At 62.8% G+C, this 16036-nt stretch carries 16 protein-coding genes; 3 read left to right on the forward strand and 13 right to left on the reverse strand.

The window, feature by feature from the left end:
• Positions 1–51: 51 nt before the first annotated feature.
• Positions 52–720: an HAD family hydrolase gene (locus N7E70_RS28440; protein WP_263008266.1), complete on the forward strand. Its 669-nt coding sequence runs from the start codon at positions 52–54 to the stop codon at positions 718–720.
• A gap of 28 nt (positions 721–748) precedes the next feature.
• On the opposite strand, the gene N7E70_RS28445 is transcribed toward N7E70_RS28440, so the two are convergent.
• The 4 genes from N7E70_RS28445 to N7E70_RS28460 are packed head-to-tail and all read right to left on the reverse strand — an operon-like array spanning position 749 to position 4715.
• Positions 749–1879, reverse strand: a complete 1131-nt coding sequence (locus N7E70_RS28445) for a DmpA family aminopeptidase (RefSeq protein ID WP_263008267.1) — start codon at positions 1877–1879, stop codon at positions 749–751.
• A 5-nt stretch (positions 1880–1884) separates the two neighbouring features.
• On the reverse strand, positions 1885–2715 hold the full coding sequence (locus N7E70_RS28450; protein WP_067968227.1) for an ABC transporter permease: 831 nt from the start codon (positions 2713–2715) through the stop codon (positions 1885–1887).
• 10 nt (positions 2716–2725) lie between these two features.
• The gene (locus tag N7E70_RS28455; protein WP_067968224.1) at positions 2726–3619 is read right to left on the reverse strand and encodes an ABC transporter permease; all 894 of its coding nucleotides are present in this window, start codon (positions 3617–3619) and stop codon (positions 2726–2728) included.
• A gap of 1 nt (position 3620) precedes the next feature.
• Entirely contained in the window at positions 3621–4715 is a 1095-nt protein-coding gene (locus tag N7E70_RS28460; protein ID WP_263008268.1) for an ABC transporter ATP-binding protein, read from the reverse strand.
• A gap of 243 nt (positions 4716–4958) precedes the next feature.
• Here N7E70_RS28460 and N7E70_RS28465 point away from each other — a divergent pair, with 243 nt between their 5' ends.
• Together N7E70_RS28465 and N7E70_RS28470 are read left to right on the forward strand one after the other, a co-directional pair.
• Positions 4959–5951, forward strand: coding sequence for a polyamine ABC transporter substrate-binding protein (locus N7E70_RS28465; RefSeq protein ID WP_269441487.1), 993 nt, complete (start codon positions 4959–4961; stop codon positions 5949–5951).
• Positions 5952–5981: 30 nt separating this feature from the next.
• The gene (locus N7E70_RS28470; RefSeq protein ID WP_067968219.1) at positions 5982–6836 is read left to right on the forward strand and encodes a MurR/RpiR family transcriptional regulator; all 855 of its coding nucleotides are present in this window, start codon (positions 5982–5984) and stop codon (positions 6834–6836) included.
• A gap of 59 nt (positions 6837–6895) precedes the next feature.
• On the opposite strand, the gene N7E70_RS28475 is transcribed toward N7E70_RS28470, so the two are convergent.
• The 9 genes from N7E70_RS28475 to ehuB form a co-directional block, all read right to left on the reverse strand.
• Positions 6896–8272, reverse strand: coding sequence for an acetoin dehydrogenase dihydrolipoyllysine-residue acetyltransferase subunit (locus N7E70_RS28475; RefSeq protein ID WP_263008270.1), 1377 nt, complete (start codon positions 8270–8272; stop codon positions 6896–6898).
• Positions 8273–8275: 3 nt separating this feature from the next.
• Positions 8276–9274 carry an alpha-ketoacid dehydrogenase subunit beta gene (locus tag N7E70_RS28480; RefSeq protein WP_263008271.1) on the reverse strand — a complete coding sequence of 333 codons (999 nt, stop codon included), beginning with the start codon at positions 9272–9274 and terminating at the stop codon, positions 8276–8278.
• Positions 9274–10302, reverse strand: coding sequence for a thiamine pyrophosphate-dependent dehydrogenase E1 component subunit alpha (locus tag N7E70_RS28485; RefSeq protein WP_263008272.1), 1029 nt, complete (start codon positions 10300–10302; stop codon positions 9274–9276). Before N7E70_RS28485 ends, N7E70_RS28480 begins: the two co-directional genes overlap by 1 nt.
• Positions 10303–10304: 2 nt before the next feature.
• Entirely contained in the window at positions 10305–11630 is a 1326-nt protein-coding gene (locus N7E70_RS28490) for an NAD(P)H-dependent oxidoreductase (protein ID WP_263008273.1), read from the reverse strand.
• A 283-nt stretch (positions 11631–11913) separates the two neighbouring features.
• Complete coding sequence (locus tag N7E70_RS28495; RefSeq protein WP_263008274.1) at positions 11914–12921, reverse strand: succinylglutamate desuccinylase/aspartoacylase family protein; 1008 nt, start codon at positions 12919–12921, stop codon at positions 11914–11916.
• Positions 12922–12934: 13 nt separating this feature from the next.
• Positions 12935–13684, reverse strand: coding sequence for an amino acid ABC transporter ATP-binding protein (locus tag N7E70_RS28500; protein WP_263008275.1), 750 nt, complete (start codon positions 13682–13684; stop codon positions 12935–12937).
• An 89-nt stretch (positions 13685–13773) separates the two neighbouring features.
• On the reverse strand, positions 13774–14433 hold the full coding sequence (locus tag N7E70_RS28505) for an amino acid ABC transporter permease (RefSeq protein ID WP_263008276.1): 660 nt from the start codon (positions 14431–14433) through the stop codon (positions 13774–13776).
• Positions 14423–15082, reverse strand: coding sequence for an amino acid ABC transporter permease (locus N7E70_RS28510; protein WP_263008277.1), 660 nt, complete (start codon positions 15080–15082; stop codon positions 14423–14425). Before N7E70_RS28510 ends, N7E70_RS28505 begins: the two co-directional genes overlap by 11 nt.
• The gene (gene ehuB / locus N7E70_RS28515) at positions 15079–15966 is read right to left on the reverse strand and encodes an ectoine/hydroxyectoine ABC transporter substrate-binding protein EhuB (protein ID WP_263008278.1); all 888 of its coding nucleotides are present in this window, start codon (positions 15964–15966) and stop codon (positions 15079–15081) included. The genes N7E70_RS28510 and ehuB overlap by 4 nt, the downstream gene beginning before the upstream one ends.
• Between the last annotated feature and the right edge of the window lie 70 nt (positions 15967–16036).

A 16036-nucleotide genomic window follows, 5' to 3' on the forward strand; every position in this document is an offset into this window, starting at 1 on the left:
TGCTTTCGACAAACGACGGCCTGTGCGCCGCAAAGCTTCCTGGAGTTCGACTTGCCCAAAGACAGCCTGGTGATTTTCGATTGCGACGGCGTGCTGGTCGACAGCGAACCGCTGGCCGCCCTTGCCTATGTGCGCGCCTATGCCAGGAACGGCCTCGAGATCGAAGCGGAGGTGATCTCGCATTGCGTCGGCATGAAGCAGGCCGACATCATCGCCAAGATCCACCAGCTCACCGGCCAACTTTTGCCCGACGGCGCCACCGACGACATCTGGGGCGAGACCAAGGCACTGTTCACCGAGCAGCTGGCCTCGACGCTCGACATCGCCGCCTTCCTGTCGAAGCTCGAAACCGCCCATTGCGTCGCCTCGTCCTCGTCGGTCGAGCGCATCAACCACAGCCTCGAAGTCACCGGCCTCGCCCATTATTTCGGTCCATCGATCTTCAGTTCGTCGATGGTCAAGAACGGCAAACCGGCGCCCGACATCTTCCTCTTTGCCGCCGGGAAGATGGGTTTTGCGCCCGAGCGCTCGGTGGTCATCGAGGACTCGCGCTACGGCGTGCAGGGCGCTGTCGCTGCCGGCATGACGGCCATCGGCTACGTCGGCGGCGGCCACACCCATGACGGCCACGGCCCGGAGCTTATGGCGGCGGGCGCATCAGCCGTCTGCGCCAGCTGGGACGAGATCTCGGCCGAGCTGCTCAAGCGCGGCTTCGTCTGACGACAAACCACCTTTCACGTTGTTGCCGCTACTTGATGCGGGCATAGTCGCGCATCACCGCGACCAGCTGGTCATGCGGCATCGCCTGGATGCGGAAACGATCGAAGGCGGTGCCGCCGGCGTCCTCGGCCGCCAGCATCGCATTGACCACGGCTTCCTCCACGCTGTCGACGGTCGCGGCATAGACCGGATCCAGCTTCTCGTCATTGACGATTTCGAGGTTCAGCCTGGCCGGCGCATGGTGGGCCATGGGTTGCGGGTTGGCGGTCGAGAAGGCCAGGAAGATGTCGCCTGAATTGTTGCCCCCTGGTGTGCCGCCCCGACCGATGCCGATGGCGGCCCGCCGCGCCAGCCGCTGCAGCTGATGTGGCGCCATCGGCAGGTCGGTGGCGACGACGACGATGATCGAGCCCCGTTCGGGGAGCTGGCTCTGTGGCGTGCCGTCGCGCATATGTTCGCCGACGGGCACGCCCCTGATCGTCAACCAATCGCGCTGGCCATGATTGGCCTGGACCAGCGTGCCGATCCTGTGCTCCCGGCCGCCGAATTCGACGATACGCGACGACGTGCCGGTCCCGCCCTTGAAACCATAGGTGACCATTCCGGTGCCGCCGCCACAGTTGCCTTCCTGGACCGGCCCCGATGACAGGCTGTCGAGGGCGGCCCTGACGTCCGCTTCGGTCAATGGCAGGCCGTTGATGTCGTTCAGCACGCCGTCATAGGTCTCGGCAATGACAGGCATGATCCAGAGGAAGTTGTCGGTGTCATAGGTCGCGGCATAACGCTCCAGCATCCATTTCACGGTCACGTGGTGGGCCATGCCGACGGCATGGGTATTGGTGATGACGACGGGACCGAGGAAGTAGCCGCCATCCTCGATCCAGTGCGTGCCGGTCATCTCCCCGTTGCCATTGAAGCGGTGCACACCTGCATAAACCGGGACGGGCGTCGGCGAAGCCGCATGCGGCAGGATAGCGGTCACGCCGGTGCGCACCGGGCGCTTGCGGCCGGGCCTCGGTACATCTTCGAAAATTGTCCTGAACCCGACGCCAATACCCTCGACATCGGTGATGGCATTAAAAGGGCCGGGCCGGCCCGGAAACGGCAGGCCGAGGTCGCGGGCCCGGGCTTTGGTGGCGGGAGATTTCGGTTTGGTCATCAGGATCATTTCTGCCGGGAGCGCAGGTAGAGGCCAAGCGAGGCCACGACGAAGGAGAAGGTGAGCATCATCACCGCAATCGCATTGATCTCGGGTTTGATGCCGCGGCGAAGCATGGCGAAGATGAACATCGGCAGCGTCGTCACATCGACGCCGGCGATGAAGTAGGTGATCACCAGGTCGTCCATCGAAATGATGAAGGCAAGCAGCGCGCCGCCGATGATGCCTGGCAGCAACTGCGGGAACACAACCTTGCGGAATGTCACCCACTCGTTGGCGCCGAGATCGGCGGAGGCGTTTTCGAGCGTGCGGTCCATGCCGGCAAGACGCGCCGACACGACGATGAAGACATAGGAGATCAGGAAGGTGCACTGGCCGATGATGATCGTTTTCAGGCCGAGCGTGATCCCCGAATTGACGAAGAAGATCAGCAAGGCGATGCCGAGCACGATGTCGGGCATCAGCATCGGCATGAACATCACAGTGCGATAGAAGCGCTTGCCGAAGAAGGCGAAGCGGTAGAGCGCAATGGCGATGGCGGTCCCGAACACGGTCGCGATTATGGTGGTGGAGGTCGCGATGATCAGGCTGTTCCAGACCGCCTGGACGAGTTGGTCGGTCGATTCGATGTAAAGGGCATTCTCCGAGATCGTCGTCTTGAAGCCGAGGACCTGAGCGTACCACTCGGTGGTGAAGCCGCTCCACGTCATCATGTTCACGGGATTGGAGTTGAACGAGTAGACGGCGATCAGCACCAGGGGGATGTAGATGAAGGCGAAGAACAGCATGGTGTAGGCAATCAGCCCACCGCGGAAGAGAAAGCGGGTAATCTTCATCTGCAGCCCCTCAATTTGTGGCGTCAGCGCCGCGGCGACCGGACGCGACGACATGGATGAAGAGCAGCACCAGCATCACGCTCATCACCATCATCGCCAAGGCCGACCCGAAGGGCCAGTTGCGGGCAGACAGGAACTGCTGCTCGATGAGATTTCCCAGCATCATTACCTTGGCGCCACCAAGAACCGCAGGAACGACGAAGTTCCCAAGCGCCGGGATGAAGACGATGATGGCACCACCGGCAATGCCAGGCGCGGTCAGCGGCAGGATGATGCGGACAAAAGTCCGGACCGGGCCCGCGCCGAGGTCGAGCGACGCGCGTACCAGCGTCCAGTCGAGCTTTTCGACGCTGGCATAGATCGGCATGAACATGAACGGAATGAAGATGTAGACCATGCCGAGCACAATGGCGCCATCGGTGTAGATCAGCTCGAGCGGTCGCGTGATGACGCCTGTCGCGAGCAACGCCTCGTTGACGATGCCAGTCTGGCGCAGGATGAGCACCCAGATGAACAATCGCACGATCAGGCTGGTGAAGAAGGGCAGTGTGATCAGGAAGAGGCAGAAATTCCTCCAGCGCTCAGACAGCCGCGCAATGCAGAAGGCTGCGGGATAACAGACGACCATGGTGGCGATGACGGTGAAGCCCGCGATCTTGAGCGAGCGCAGGAAGATCGAGAGGTAGACCGGGTCGAAGACCTCGAATGCCGGGTCGGCGAAACCGAGGATGCGGCCATAATTATGCGGATAGTAGGTCCACTCCACGCCCCCATAGAGGCCGGGGGCGAGAAAGCTGGTGACGATCATGATCGCCAGCGGGCCCAGGAAAAAGACAGCTAGGAACAGCGTCACCGGGGCGAGCAGCAGCGCCAGCTGAACGCGGCGGCGACCGGCGAGAGACATCTCAGATGCCATCGGCGTCGCACCTGATGAGATGAACAGCGGAAGGATCGTAGGACAACCGTGCTTTCCGTGCCTGTTCGACCTCGCCGATAAAGCTGCGCCGGCCGGCCGGGATTTCGGCAACGACCTTGCGACCCTCGGCCGTGTGGCCGAACAGCTCGAATGACGAGCCGACGAAGACGATCTGCTCGACCTCGACGTCCAGGATAGGATAGTCCCGTCCCTCCTCCGTAATGAAGAACTGTTCGGGGCGGATCAACGCCTTGGCCTTGCCTGACACGTTCCCAAGCGATGGCAGGTGGCGGATCGCAAGGCCGTCGCCGGTCAGCAGCCACCCATTGTCCAGATGGCCTTCGAAGAGATTGCTGGCGCCGACGAAGGTCGCCACGAAACTGTTTGCCGGCCGGTCATAGATGTTGCGCGGGGTATCGAGCTGTTGGATGCGGCCGCCTGACAGAACGGCGACGCGGTCCGACATCGTCAGCGCTTCCTGCTGGTCATGGGTGACGAAGATGAACGAGATGCCGAGCTCGCTTTGCAGCGTCTTCAGCTCGATCTGCATCGACTGGCGCAGGTTCTTGTCCAGTGCCGACAGCGGCTCGTCGAGAAGCAGAAGCTTGGGCCGCGCAATGATGGCGCGTGCCAGCGCCACGCGCTGCTGCTGACCGCCGGACAGCTGGCGCGGCCGGCGGCCCTCCATGCCGGTGAGGCCGACCATGTCGAGGGCGGCCGCGACCTGCTTCATCCGATCGGATTTAGCGACGCCCCCAACCTCAAGCGCGTAGCCCGTATTCTCGCCGACGGTCATGTGCGGAAACAGCGCATAGTTCTGGAAGACGGTGTTCACGGGCCGGCGATAGGGCGGGCGTGTCGTCATGTCGACACCGTCGATCAGAATGCGGCCGGCATCGAGCTCGACAAAGCCACTGATCGCCTGAAGCAAGGTCGTCTTGCCGCAACCCGAAGGGCCGAGAAGCGTCAGGAACTCGTTGCGATCGACATCGAGGTCGATCTTGTCGAGCGCGACCACGCTTTGACCTTCCGGCGTGGGGAAGGTCTTTGCCGCTCCCTCCAGCCGGACAATGGAATCTCGCATCTGCCGTTCCCCGAATTGTTATTCAAATAACTCTTGTGCGATTTCGAGATTTGGATACCATTTGATCATCCAAGTCAACGGCCACCAGAAGCCGGAGCCGGAACACGCGAAGCCGGCCTGCAATGGGCACATAACCACACAGAGGAGAATTCGATGAGGATCACGAACCATGCCCTCGCGGGCGCCCGCCCGACCAGGCGAAGCCTGCTGGCGCAAGTCGCCGCGATCTCGATTGCGGCCGCCATGACGACGATCGCGCCGGCCAGCGCTGCCGAGCTCAACATCTACAACTGGGGCGAATACATCAATCCGGCGGTGCTGAAGAAGTTCGAGGACGAGACCCAGATCAAGGTCAACCTGTCGACCTACTCGTCAAACGAGGAAATGCTGGCAAAGATCCAGGGCGGCGCCACCGGCTACGACATCGTCTTTCCGTCGGTGCACATGCAAGACATCATGGCCAAGCTCGACTTGCTCGAGAAGACCGACATCAACACCTATGAAGGCTTCAAGAACATCGACCCGGCCTTCATGCGCGCCAAGAGTGACCCCAAGGGCGAGTACTGCCTGCCCTACGCATTCGGCTCGGTCGGCATCTTCTACAACCGCAAGATCCTCGGCAAGGACATCACCGGCTGGAAGGACCTGATCGCCACGGTCGAGGCCAAGGGCCTCAAATTCACCCTGCTCGACGACATGCGCGAGGTGCTCGCAGTCGGTCTCATCCTCAACGGCCACAAGGTCAACTCGACCGACCCCAACGAACTGCAGCAGGCAGCCGACACGATCATCGCGATGAAGCCCGATGTCGCCGCCTTCACCTATGACACGCGCCCGATGGTGCAGTCGGGCGACGTCGCAGCGGGGCATTTCTTCGTGGGCGCCATGGTCGACGTGTTCGGCAACACTGCCGACCTCGGCTATGTCATCCCGGAAGAAGGTGCCACCATGTACCAGGAGGACATCTGCGTCCTCAAGACCGCGCCCAACAAGGAAAACGCGCTCAAATTCATGCAGTTCTACACCCGTCCGGAGGTCGCCGCGCTCAATGTTTCCCAGCAGACCAACGGCACCGCGAACGTCCCGGCGCGGCAATTGACCCCCGACAACATCAAGAATAGCAAGGAGATCAATCCTTCGCCCGAAACGATGCAGCGGCTGCAGATTTTCGAGGATCTGGGACCTGGCCTGCGCCAGCTTGACCGGGTCTGGACCAAGGTGAAGACAGCCCAATAGCTGCCTGAAAGGCGGTTGGCCGGAGAGGACATGGCGCAGCGAATCCTGAAGCTCGTGCAAGGCGAGGAGCTGAGGCGGTCGAAATCCGACAAACTGATCGCCAACTACATCGAGCGCAACCTGGCGGAAATCCCGTTCGAGACGGCGCGATCCATTGCCACCCGTCTCGAACTGTCGCCGATGACCGTCGGCCGCTACCTCCGCCGCATGGGCTTCGACGGCCTCGACCAGTTGAAGCATGAGTTGCGGCGCGGCAGTTCCAACCCTGCCTGGCAGGTCAAGGGCCCGGTCGACCGTTTCCGGGAGGACATCCGCGAGGGCAAGCTTCTTGCCGGGCTCATCCAGCAGCAGATCGACAATCTTGGACGGATCTATGAGCTGACGGCGGCTCCCGAGTGGCAGCAGACGATCGACGCGCTGGTTTCGGCAAGCGAGGTCTATGTCGCCGCCTACCAGAATGTCCGCGGCATCGCCCAATATTTCGCCAGCCAGCTGTCCTACACGCGCCCGCGTGTGCAGTTCGTAGACGGCCTGAACGGCACCTATTCCGAACTGCTCGACGGCTCGGTCGAAGGCCGTGTGCTGTTCCTGCACGACGTCAGGCGCTTTGCCGCCAAGGCGCGCCCACTTGCCATGGAAGCGCGGCGCATGGGCGTGAAGGTCGTTCTGCTGACCGACGAGTTCTGCCCCTGGGGGCCGGAGGTGTCAGATATCTGCCTCGTCGTGCCCGGTTCGCACGGTCCGCTCTGGGACGGCTCGGCAACAATCGTCGCGGTGATGGACCTGATGCTCAGCAACATCATCGTGCTGCTTGGCGACGAGGTCGGCGAACGTGTAGACCTGCTGACCCGGCTGCAGAACACGTTCGGCGATTTCGAGAGCTGATCCAGCAAGCCGGAATGCAAAATCCCCGCGCAGGCAGCGCGGGGACCTCGAAACTGCGCTTACGCCCGCGCCATTTCCAACAGGATCTTGAGCACCTGCTCACGCCGCTCGACCTGCGGCATGTGGCCGGTGGCCTGGAAGACATGCAGCGCAATTTCGCCGGGCAACCCCTGCGACTGACTTGCCGGGATGATCCGGTCGTTGGCGCCGACAATGACACGAACCGGAATGCGCAAGGCTGCCAACAGCCCCCTGATGTCGAAGGTCTGGGTGCCATCAGCGAAGAAGCGGTCCGATATCCCGCCTTGTGCAGCACGCAGTTCGCTGTCGCCCGCCTGCGCCAGCGTGGCGTTGACGAAAGGCTTTGATAGAACCTGCTCGTCTGATACCAGTTGGCGAAGCCATGGCATCAGGCTTGCCTCGCTCTTTGCCCGCACGAAACCCTGCAGGAAGGCACCGTTGATCTCGGGGCCGAGGCCGGCCGGCGCGATCAGCGCCAGTGCGCGGACATCGGCATGGCCGCGCGCGGCAACGGTTGCCGCCACGGCTCCACCGAAGGAATGGCCGACAAGCAGGATCGGGCCAAGGCCAAGCGATGCCAGCGTCGCCTCGACATCCGCAGCGATGGCGTCGAGGTCGGCAGGTGCCTGGCGCGGCGAGCCGCCATGTCCGGGCAAGTCGAGCGCCAGCAGCGGTGCATCGACCGGACCGGCCGCCAGCATCGGCCGCCAGCTGTTGAGGTCGGCGCCGAAGCCGTGGATCAGAACGATCGGACGCCCTTCACCCTGTCGCAGCCAGGCAAAGTTCAGCGGTTCCGCGCCAGCGGACCGCTGTGGCGCCGGCCGCGGCTGGGAGGATGCCGGCGGCCTGGAAATGATCCGGTCGGGCCAAAGCGCGGCTTTCGCCTCAAGCTTAGGCGCCGTCATGGCGCTTTCAACGTCCTTGCGCATGATGCGGCCCTTGGGGCCGGATCCTACGATGGTGTCGAGCGCGAGCCCGGCTTCCGCCGCGAGACGGCGTGCGAGCGGCGTGGCGCGCGTGCCGTTCAATGACATGGACGGGGCGACGGTCTTCACCCGGGCGAGCTCTGCCGGAGACACCGGGGCGATCGCTGCCGCGGCAGCCGGCGCAGCAGGAACCAAATCCTGCACAGGCTTGGCTTCGGCTGCTGCGTCCTTGGCCGGCTTGCCGGCTTCGCCCTCGGCGTAGATCCAGGCAACGGCTTCGCCGACCGGGATGTCTATACCTTCCTTGCCTGTGATGTCGCGGATGGTGCCCGAGGCTGGGGCGTCGATTTCCATCGCCGCCTTGTCGGTCTCGATCTCGAACAGCAGGTCGCCCTTCTTGACCGCAGCACCTTCGTCGACATACCAGCGCGAGATGCGCCCGGTCGCCATGTCCATGTCGACCTTGGGCAGGATTACTTCGACCGGCATGGTCTAGCGGCTCCCCGTGGCGAGGCTGCGCGCGGCGGCCAGGATGTCGGGCACCTGCGGCACGGTCGCCTTTTCCAGTTCCGGATTGTAGGGGATCGGCGTCTCGGCGCCGCCGAGGCGGACGATCGGCGCATCGAGGAAGTCGAAGGCCTCGCTCTCGGCGATCATGGCGCTGACTTCAGCTCCAACGCCAAGGGTCTTCACGCCTTCATAGACGCAGAGCAGGCGCGACGTCTTCTTGACACTCTCGATGACGGTTTCCTTGTCCATCGGCCTGATGGTGCGCAGGTCGACGACCTCGACGTCGATGCCTTCGGCTTCGAGCGTCTTGGCGGCTTCGAGCGCCTTGTGCACCATGATCGAGGTGGCGACGATGGTGAGGTCGCGGCCTTCACGACGGATCTCGGCCTTGCCGATCGGCACGGTGTAATAGCCCTCGGGCACCGGGCCCTTGGTCTTGTAGAGCAGCTTGTGCTCGAAGATCATCACCGGATCCGGATCGGCAACGGCCGCGAGCAGCATGCCCTTGGCGTCGTATGGCGTCGCCGGCTGGATGACCTTCAAGCCGGGCACATGGCCGAGCCAGGCTTCGAGGCTCTGGCTGTGCTGGGCTGCAGCACCCGTGCCCGAACCTGCCGGAAAGCGCATGACCACGGGCACCGACACCGCGCCGCCGAGCATGTAGCGCATCTTGGCGGCCTGGTTGACGATCTGCTCCATGGCGAGCGTGGCGAAGTCGGAGAACTGGAACTCGAAGATAGGCCGGAGGCCTGTCACGGCGGCACCTACGGCAACGCCGGCGCCACCAAGTTCCGAGATCGGCGTATCGATGACACGGTCGGCGCCAAAACGCTCGACAAGGTCGCCCGTCACCTGGAAGGCGCCGCCATAGACGCCGATGTCCTCGCCCATCAGGAAGACGCGTTCATCGGTCTCCATGGCAATCGCCATGGCTTCCTGGATCGCCTGGGCATAGCTCAGCTCGCGCACGGCCTGATCCATCACACAGTCTCCGTGTAGACGTAGCGTTCGAGATTGCGGATCTCGGGCGACGGGCTCGCCTTGGCAAACTCGATGCCGTCGGCAATCTCCTTGGCGACCGCCTCGCGGATGGCCTCGATACCTGCCTGGTCGATGATACCGAATTCCATCAGTTCATTCTCATAGCGAACGATCGGATCGCGGTTCGTCATCCAGTCCTCGATCTCTTCCTTGGTCCGGTAGCGGTTACGGTCGCTCTTGGAGTGGCCGCGATGGCGATAGGTCTTGGACTCGATCAGCGTCGGCCCCTCCCCTGCCCTTGCACGGCGAACGGCCTCGTGGCTGGCTTCGGCGACGTCGGACAGCACGTTGCCGTCGACGATCACACCCGGCATCGAATAGGCGGCGGCGCGGTCGGCGACATTCGGCACCGCGGTCGAGCGCGCCATCGAGGTCGACATGCCGTAGCCGTTGTTTTCGCAGACGAAGATGACCGGCAGCTTCCACAGCGAGGCCATGTTGAGCGCCTCGTGGAAGGCGCCCTCATTGTTGGCGCCGTCGCCGAAGAAGGAGATGACGACGCGATCAGATTTCAGGCGCTTGGCGGTGAGTGCCGCCCCCACGGCGATCGGAATGCCGCCGCCAACGATGCCATTGGCACCGAGATTACCCGTCGTCACGTCGGCGATGTGCATCGAGCCGCCGCGACCGCGGCAATAGCCGGTCGTTTTGCCAAAGAACTCGGCGAACATCTTCGACACTTCAGCACCCTTGGCAATGCAGTGACCATGGCCGCGATGCGTCGAGGTGATCTGGTCGTCATTGGTGAGCGGCATGCAGATACCCATGGCGCTCGCCTCCTGGCCGATGGACAGGTGCATCGTGCCGTGGATCAGACCACGCATGTAGGATTCTTCCGCGCCCTCTTCGAACTGGCGGATGAGATACATCTTGTGCAGCGCCTGCTTCAGCCGCTCGGCGCTGTATTCGCGGTAGATGAAGGGCAGGTTCGCCCCCGCCGGCAGGTCCTTGGTCTTAGCCTGGGCCACTGTCACGCCTCCGCTCCATAGACCAGCCTGTCCTGCCTTGCGCGCAGCTCGGCGATCTTCGAACCTGGCGCAACGGCGGCGTTGGCCGTGGTGATCAGTTCGCCCTTTTTGATCGGGGCCGTCACCGTGCCGCCCTGCAGCAGGCCGCAAGGGATGGCTTTGGCCGCACGGGCCTCGCCCGCCGTCATGATCCAGGCGCGGTAGGTGTATTCGCCGATGGCATCGAGCGCGTCGCCGGGCGCAAGATCCTTCTTGGCCACCGCACAGACATCAGCCACCGGCTTGGCCAGCGGCACCATGTCGGCCTTGCCGTAAAGCACCACACGGGCACAGGTCAGCGGCACCTCGAGCGAGGTCAGGTGATAGGGCCGGTGGAAGGTGAAATACGGGCCATGGCCCATCTTCAAATCTTCCATGCGCTCGCGGATGCGCGGATGCGACATGTCGGCGATGACGAACACGCCGGGGGCAACCCCCTTGCCGATCGAATAGTCGACGACGCCGACCTTGGAGAGAACACCGCCGTCCTTCTCCGGGACCAGCACCTTGTTGAGCTCCGGCAAGGTCGCGGCCGGGCCGTGCATGCCGGCCTTGTCCGGCACCAGACCAGTGGCATTGGCGATCGCCGCCATCTCGACCATGGTCTTGGAGCCGTCGACGAACTCGACAAGCATACGCACGTTCATGTTGCGGCGGGCCGCTTCCTCGGCATAGTCGTGCGGCACCGCGTCGATGTTGAGCGGGTTGTTCTTGCCCTTGCCGGCAGCGACGATGGTGTGGCCCATCGCCGAGACGAACTCGATCAGCTCCATGCAGGACGACGGCTCGTCGCCGGCGCCGAGCGAATAGGTGACGCCAAGCCTGTCGGCCTCTGACTTGAGATAGGCACCGATGGTGACGTCGGCCTCGACATTCATCATCACCAGATGCTTGCCATGCTCCATGGCGCGCAGGCCGATCTCGGCGCCGACGGCAGGAACGCCCGTCGCATCGATGACGACGTCGATCAGGCCGCTGTTGAGGATGAGATCAGCATCGTTGGTGACCGCGACCTTGCCGGCCTCGATGGCTTCGTTCAGCGCCGAACCGGAGGCAACTTCGCGGGCGTGACCCTTCTCCTGATAGGCGATGTCGACGGCGCGATGCGCGTTGGGCAGGTTGAGCTCGGAGATCGCGCCGACCTCGATGCCGGGCATGTGCGCCACCCGCGCCACGATGTCGGTGCCCATCTCGCCCGAGCCGATCAGGCCGATGCGGATCGGCTTGCCGGACTTGCCACGCTCGGCAAGATCCCGCGCCAAGCCGACAGGGGCTACGTTGATAGTCATCCGATGGTTCCTCCCGAGCACGCTCTGCAATTGCGCTCAGAGGTAATGAACATCTGTATTTGTGTCAATACGAATGTCCATGTTTTGATGGCTCATGGACCCGGCTTGAAGTTTCCAGCTGTGACTACTCAAGCACTCTGAACGGCGGTAGCCGCCGCTGCGCACAGATGACGAACAAAGCGACGCGACAGGGTTTCAGCCAGTGACGAAGCTGTGCAGAAGGCCGACCTGCGCCAGCAAAGCTCGACCGGCCGGCATGACAAGCTGTGAACCAGGGGAGGCCCTATGCTACGTCCACCACAAGCTTGAACAGGCAATCTCCGGGCTCGGTCAGTGCCGGAGCACGTTGACAGGCGACAAGGCCCGACTGCGCGAACTGGACTGACCTGGCAGGCTCCGACGGCCCAGCAGTCGGATGGATTGTGCCGGCAAGATCTCCTGCCTCAACCTCGTCTCCCACTGCCACCGCCGGCTCGAATATCCCCCTGACGGGCGCATAGGTGAAGGCCTGCCTGCCATCGACCCGCATGGATCGTGTTGCTTCAGGCGGTCCGACGATGGCCTCGGGCAGGATGCCCATATGCTTCAGCACACGCAGCACCCCGTCACGCGCGAGCTTTTCACCCGCGCGTGACATCGTCGCCCCGCCGCCCAGTTCGGTGGTCAGGGCAGGAATGCCGAGCGCCTGGGCTGTCGCCGACAGGGTTGTGGCGCCACCGCCGCCCGAACCGTCGCTGATCGAGCCGATGGGGGCGCCGAAGACATGCATCAGTTCAACGAGCCGTGCCGTCTCGGCTGCGGTCTTGCCGACGCGGATCAGGCAGCAGGGCAGATAGAGCAGCGAGGTGCCACCGGAATGCAGGTCGATGACGATGTCGGCGAGCGGCAGCAGCACCTCTGAGACATAGTGGGCGATCATCTCGGTGGGCGAGCCATTGGCGTCGCCGGGAAACATGCGGTTGAGATTGCCCTGATCGAGCGGCGACACGCGCCTGCCTGCGTCGACCGCGGGATAGTTCAATGCCGGCAGGATAATGATGCGGCCGCGGAGCTCGTTTGCATCGAGCTGTCGGGCAAGCTTGCTGAGCGCAACCTGGCCCTCATACTCGTCGCCATGATTGCCTGAAATCAAGAGTGCGGTCGGCCCGGCACCATTCCTGATGCAGACGATCGGGATCGGAATGGTGCCATAGGCGGAACGATCGCTTGAAAACGGCAGCCGCAGACAAGTGATCTGCTTGCCGTCTTTGTCGAAATCAACGTCCGTCCAGATGCGTGTATCCTTCGTCACCGGTCCGTCCCCGTCAATGCAGCAGCGTGTTGAGGAAAGATTGGGCGCGCGGATGACTGGGAGTCGAAAAGAACGTCATCGGCGACGCCTGTTCGACAATGCTGCCCTGATCCATGAACACGACCTGGTCGGCAACCTCGCGGGCAAAGCCCATCTCGTGGGTGACGCAGATCATCGTCATGCCTTCCTGGGCCAGCCCGGTCATGACATCGAGCACCTCCTTGACCATTTCCGGATCCAGTGCCGAGGTCGGCTCATCAAACAACATCAGGCGCGGGTTCATGCAGAGCGCCCGCGCAATCGCCACCCGCTGCTGCTGTCCACCTGACAGCTGTGCAGGATATTTGTCGGCCTGTTCGGGAATGCGGACCTTTTCCAGGAAATGCCGCGCCAGGCTTTCGGCCTCCTTGCGCGGCATGGAAAGAACCCGGCGCAGCGCAAGCGTGCAGTTCGACAACACAGTCAGATGCGGAAACAGGTTGAAACTCTGAAACACCATTCCGGTCTGGCGACGGGCGAGGGCTGTCTCCCTCGCATTGTCGCCCAGCCTGACCGTGCCAAGTGTCACGGTTCCCTGCTGATAGGCTTCAAGCCCGTTGAGGCAGCGGATCAGGGTAGATTTGCCCGAACCCGACGGTCCGCAGATCACAACGCGGGATCCACTTGGGATGGTGAGGTTGACCTCCTGCAACACATGGAAGGCGCCATACCATTTGTTGAGCGAGGTGATCTGGACGGCAGGCTTGTCGTCTGTGAGGGTCATGGAGCATCTCTATATCAGCTTGAAGATAATGAGCTAAGTGTCTGGATTTGTGAGGGTGTGTTCAGCCGTTGGGGTGAGCGGCCGGCCGCCTACCTGGCTGTCGGCCGAAGCAGCCTGTTTTCGAGCCGTTTGATGGCTAACGAGATGAGGAGTGCGAGACCGAGGAAGATCAGGCCGGCAACCGTCAGCGGCTCGGCATAGCGGTACGTCTCGGATGCGATGTCGAAGGCACGGCCCAGCATCTCCGGCACCGCAAGCACCGCCAGATAGGGCGTCGCCTTGAGGATCGAGACGAAGTAGTTGCCCATGGGTGCCGCGATGTTGCGCAGCATCTGCGGCGCGATGACAAAGATGGTCATATCGATCCTGCCAAGGCCAAGTGCCCTTGCAGCTTCCGCCTGGCCCTTTGGGATGGCATCGATGCCGGCCTTGAACACCTCGGCGAGATAACCGCTGTAATAGAGGCTGAGCCCGATCATGCCTGTGGCAAGCGCACCAAGGCGAATGCCGTAGAAGGGCAGAATGAAATACAGGCAGTAAAGCCAGACCAGCACCGGCGTTGCCCGGATGAAGTCGATCAGGAAGCGGACGAACAGCCCTCCCAGCCCGCCGGAGCGGCGAATGAGTTCAAGGCCAAAGCCGATTGCCGAGGCGCCAACGCAGCTGACCGCTGCCACCAGCAGCGTCATGCCGATGGCGCCAAGGATGGTCGGCACCGTGGACAGCGCAAAGGCCACATCAAACTGCACAGCGCGCCTCCCTTGCCGGGTTGATGCGTCGTTCCACCCAACGGCCGAACAGTGCGACGGGATAACAGACGATGAAATAAGCGAGCAGCAGCGAGCTGTAGATCGGTACCGGATCATACTCGATCTGGGAGATCTCCTTGGCGCGGAAGGTCATGTCGGTCAGCGTGACCAGCGAGACAAGCGATGTCGCCTTCACCAACTGGATGAGCTGGTTGATGAAGGTCGGGCTCATCGCCACCAGCGCCTGGGGCAGTTCGATGCGCAACAGGATGGTGGAGCGCGACAGTCCAAGCGCGTGGCCAGCTTCCTTCTGGCCACGATCCAGTGCCTGCAGGCCGGCTCTCACCGCCTGGCTGGCATAGCCCCCAATGTTGAGCCCAAGCACCATGGCACTGACGGTCATCGCAGACAAAGCCAGTCCGGCAAGCGGCAGGGCGTAATAGAACACAAACAGCAGGATGATGACGGCGGAGCTGCGCCAGAACTCGATCACCGACGTCACCAAGAACCGTGCCGGGCCCGTGGTCATGTATTGGGCGACGCCAAAGATGAGGCCGAAGGGGATGGCAAAGACAAGGCCATAGAGCGTCACCAGAGCGGTGACGCGAAAGCCCTGCAGGATGCCGAGCCAGATCTCGAGGATGCTCATTTGCCGGCACCAGCCGTACCGCAGAGCTTCTCGACGGTGACGGTATCAGGCACGACCTCGGTCTCGCCAAAGCCATATCTGGCCATGACCTTGGTCACCGTGCCGTCCTTCGTCAGGGCCACAAGCCTTTCATCCCAGAGTGCCCGCAAATCCCCGTCTTCGCTGCGGAACGCGACGGCGGCATAAGTTGCCTGTTCGTCTGTCGTCACGAAGGGGTTCGCACTCTCCAGACCCTTGAGCTTGCCGCTGGCAAGCAGGCCGATCACGGTCGGCGATGACAGCACCGTCACATCGATGCGGCCGGCGCGCAGGGCCGAGATGTTGGCCTCGATGTCGGGAAACAGCAGCATGTTGCTTTCCGGCACGCCGGCGACAGTCGCATTCCTGACCGACACGCTGCCGCGGCCGGCACCCATGATGATCTCTTTGCTGACGATGTCAGCAAAGCCATGGATCTGTTTTGGATTACCAGCGAGCACGATGGCTGCGTCATGGACCTTGAGATCGGGGGCTCCGAAGGCGACCTGGAGGCAGCGCTCCGGCGTGATGGACAGACCGGAGGCCACCGCATCGAAGCGGCCGGCCAGCAAGCCCGGGATGAGCGCCCCGAACTCGGTGACCCTGATGTCGATCTCCTTGACGCCAAGTTCGGCAAAGGCAGCGCGCAACAGGTCCGGATGCCATCCCTTGGCCTCGCCGGTGGCTTCATCACGAAAGCCCCATGGCGTCCGGTTGTGAATGCCGATGACGATCTTGCCTTCGCGCAGCACACGCTCCTTGGTCGTCTCGGCAAAGGCCGGACCACCTGGCAAGGCAACGATCAGCGCGAGCAAAACGCACCACATGAATGCAAGCCGCAGGCGTACAGAACTTCTGAAAATCATTTCTCTCTCTCCCATTGTTGTAAAAGGTGCCTGCCCAATCGCCGATCCAGGGCACGCCTGATGCGTGGCC

The sequence above is a fragment of the Aminobacter sp. NyZ550 genome (genome assembly GCF_025628925.2).
GTDB classification, from domain to species: Bacteria; Pseudomonadota; Alphaproteobacteria; order Rhizobiales; family Rhizobiaceae; genus Aminobacter; species Aminobacter ciceronei.

Excerpts from the sequence above, each read along its gene's own strand:
- N7E70_RS28510 (WP_263008277.1), bottom strand. The coding sequence starts at position 15,082 with ATGAGCATCCTCGAGATCTGGCTCGGCATCCTGCAGGGCTTTCGCGTC.
- N7E70_RS28450 (WP_067968227.1), bottom strand. The coding sequence starts at position 2,715 with ATGAAGATTACCCGCTTTCTCTTCCGCGGTGGGCTGATTGCCTACACC.
- N7E70_RS28460 (WP_263008268.1), bottom strand. The coding sequence starts at position 4,715 with ATGCGAGATTCCATTGTCCGGCTGGAGGGAGCGGCAAAGACCTTCCCC.
- N7E70_RS28475 (WP_263008270.1), bottom strand. The coding sequence starts at position 8,272 with ATGCCGGTCGAAGTAATCCTGCCCAAGGTCGACATGGACATGGCGACC.
- N7E70_RS28470 (WP_067968219.1), top strand. The coding sequence starts at position 5,982 with ATGGCGCAGCGAATCCTGAAGCTCGTGCAAGGCGAGGAGCTGAGGCGG.
- N7E70_RS28465 (WP_269441487.1), top strand. The coding sequence starts at position 4,959 with ATGACGACGATCGCGCCGGCCAGCGCTGCCGAGCTCAACATCTACAAC.
- N7E70_RS28500 (WP_263008275.1), bottom strand. The coding sequence starts at position 13,684 with ATGACCCTCACAGACGACAAGCCTGCCGTCCAGATCACCTCGCTCAAC.
- N7E70_RS28455 (WP_067968224.1), bottom strand. The coding sequence starts at position 3,619 with ATGTCTCTCGCCGGTCGCCGCCGCGTTCAGCTGGCGCTGCTGCTCGCC.
- ehuB (WP_263008278.1), bottom strand. The coding sequence starts at position 15,966 with ATGATTTTCAGAAGTTCTGTACGCCTGCGGCTTGCATTCATGTGGTGC.
- N7E70_RS28490 (WP_263008273.1), bottom strand. The coding sequence starts at position 11,630 with ATGACTATCAACGTAGCCCCTGTCGGCTTGGCGCGGGATCTTGCCGAG.
- N7E70_RS28445 (WP_263008267.1), bottom strand. The coding sequence starts at position 1,879 with ATGACCAAACCGAAATCTCCCGCCACCAAAGCCCGGGCCCGCGACCTC.
- N7E70_RS28480 (WP_263008271.1), bottom strand. The coding sequence starts at position 9,274 with ATGGATCAGGCCGTGCGCGAGCTGAGCTATGCCCAGGCGATCCAGGAA.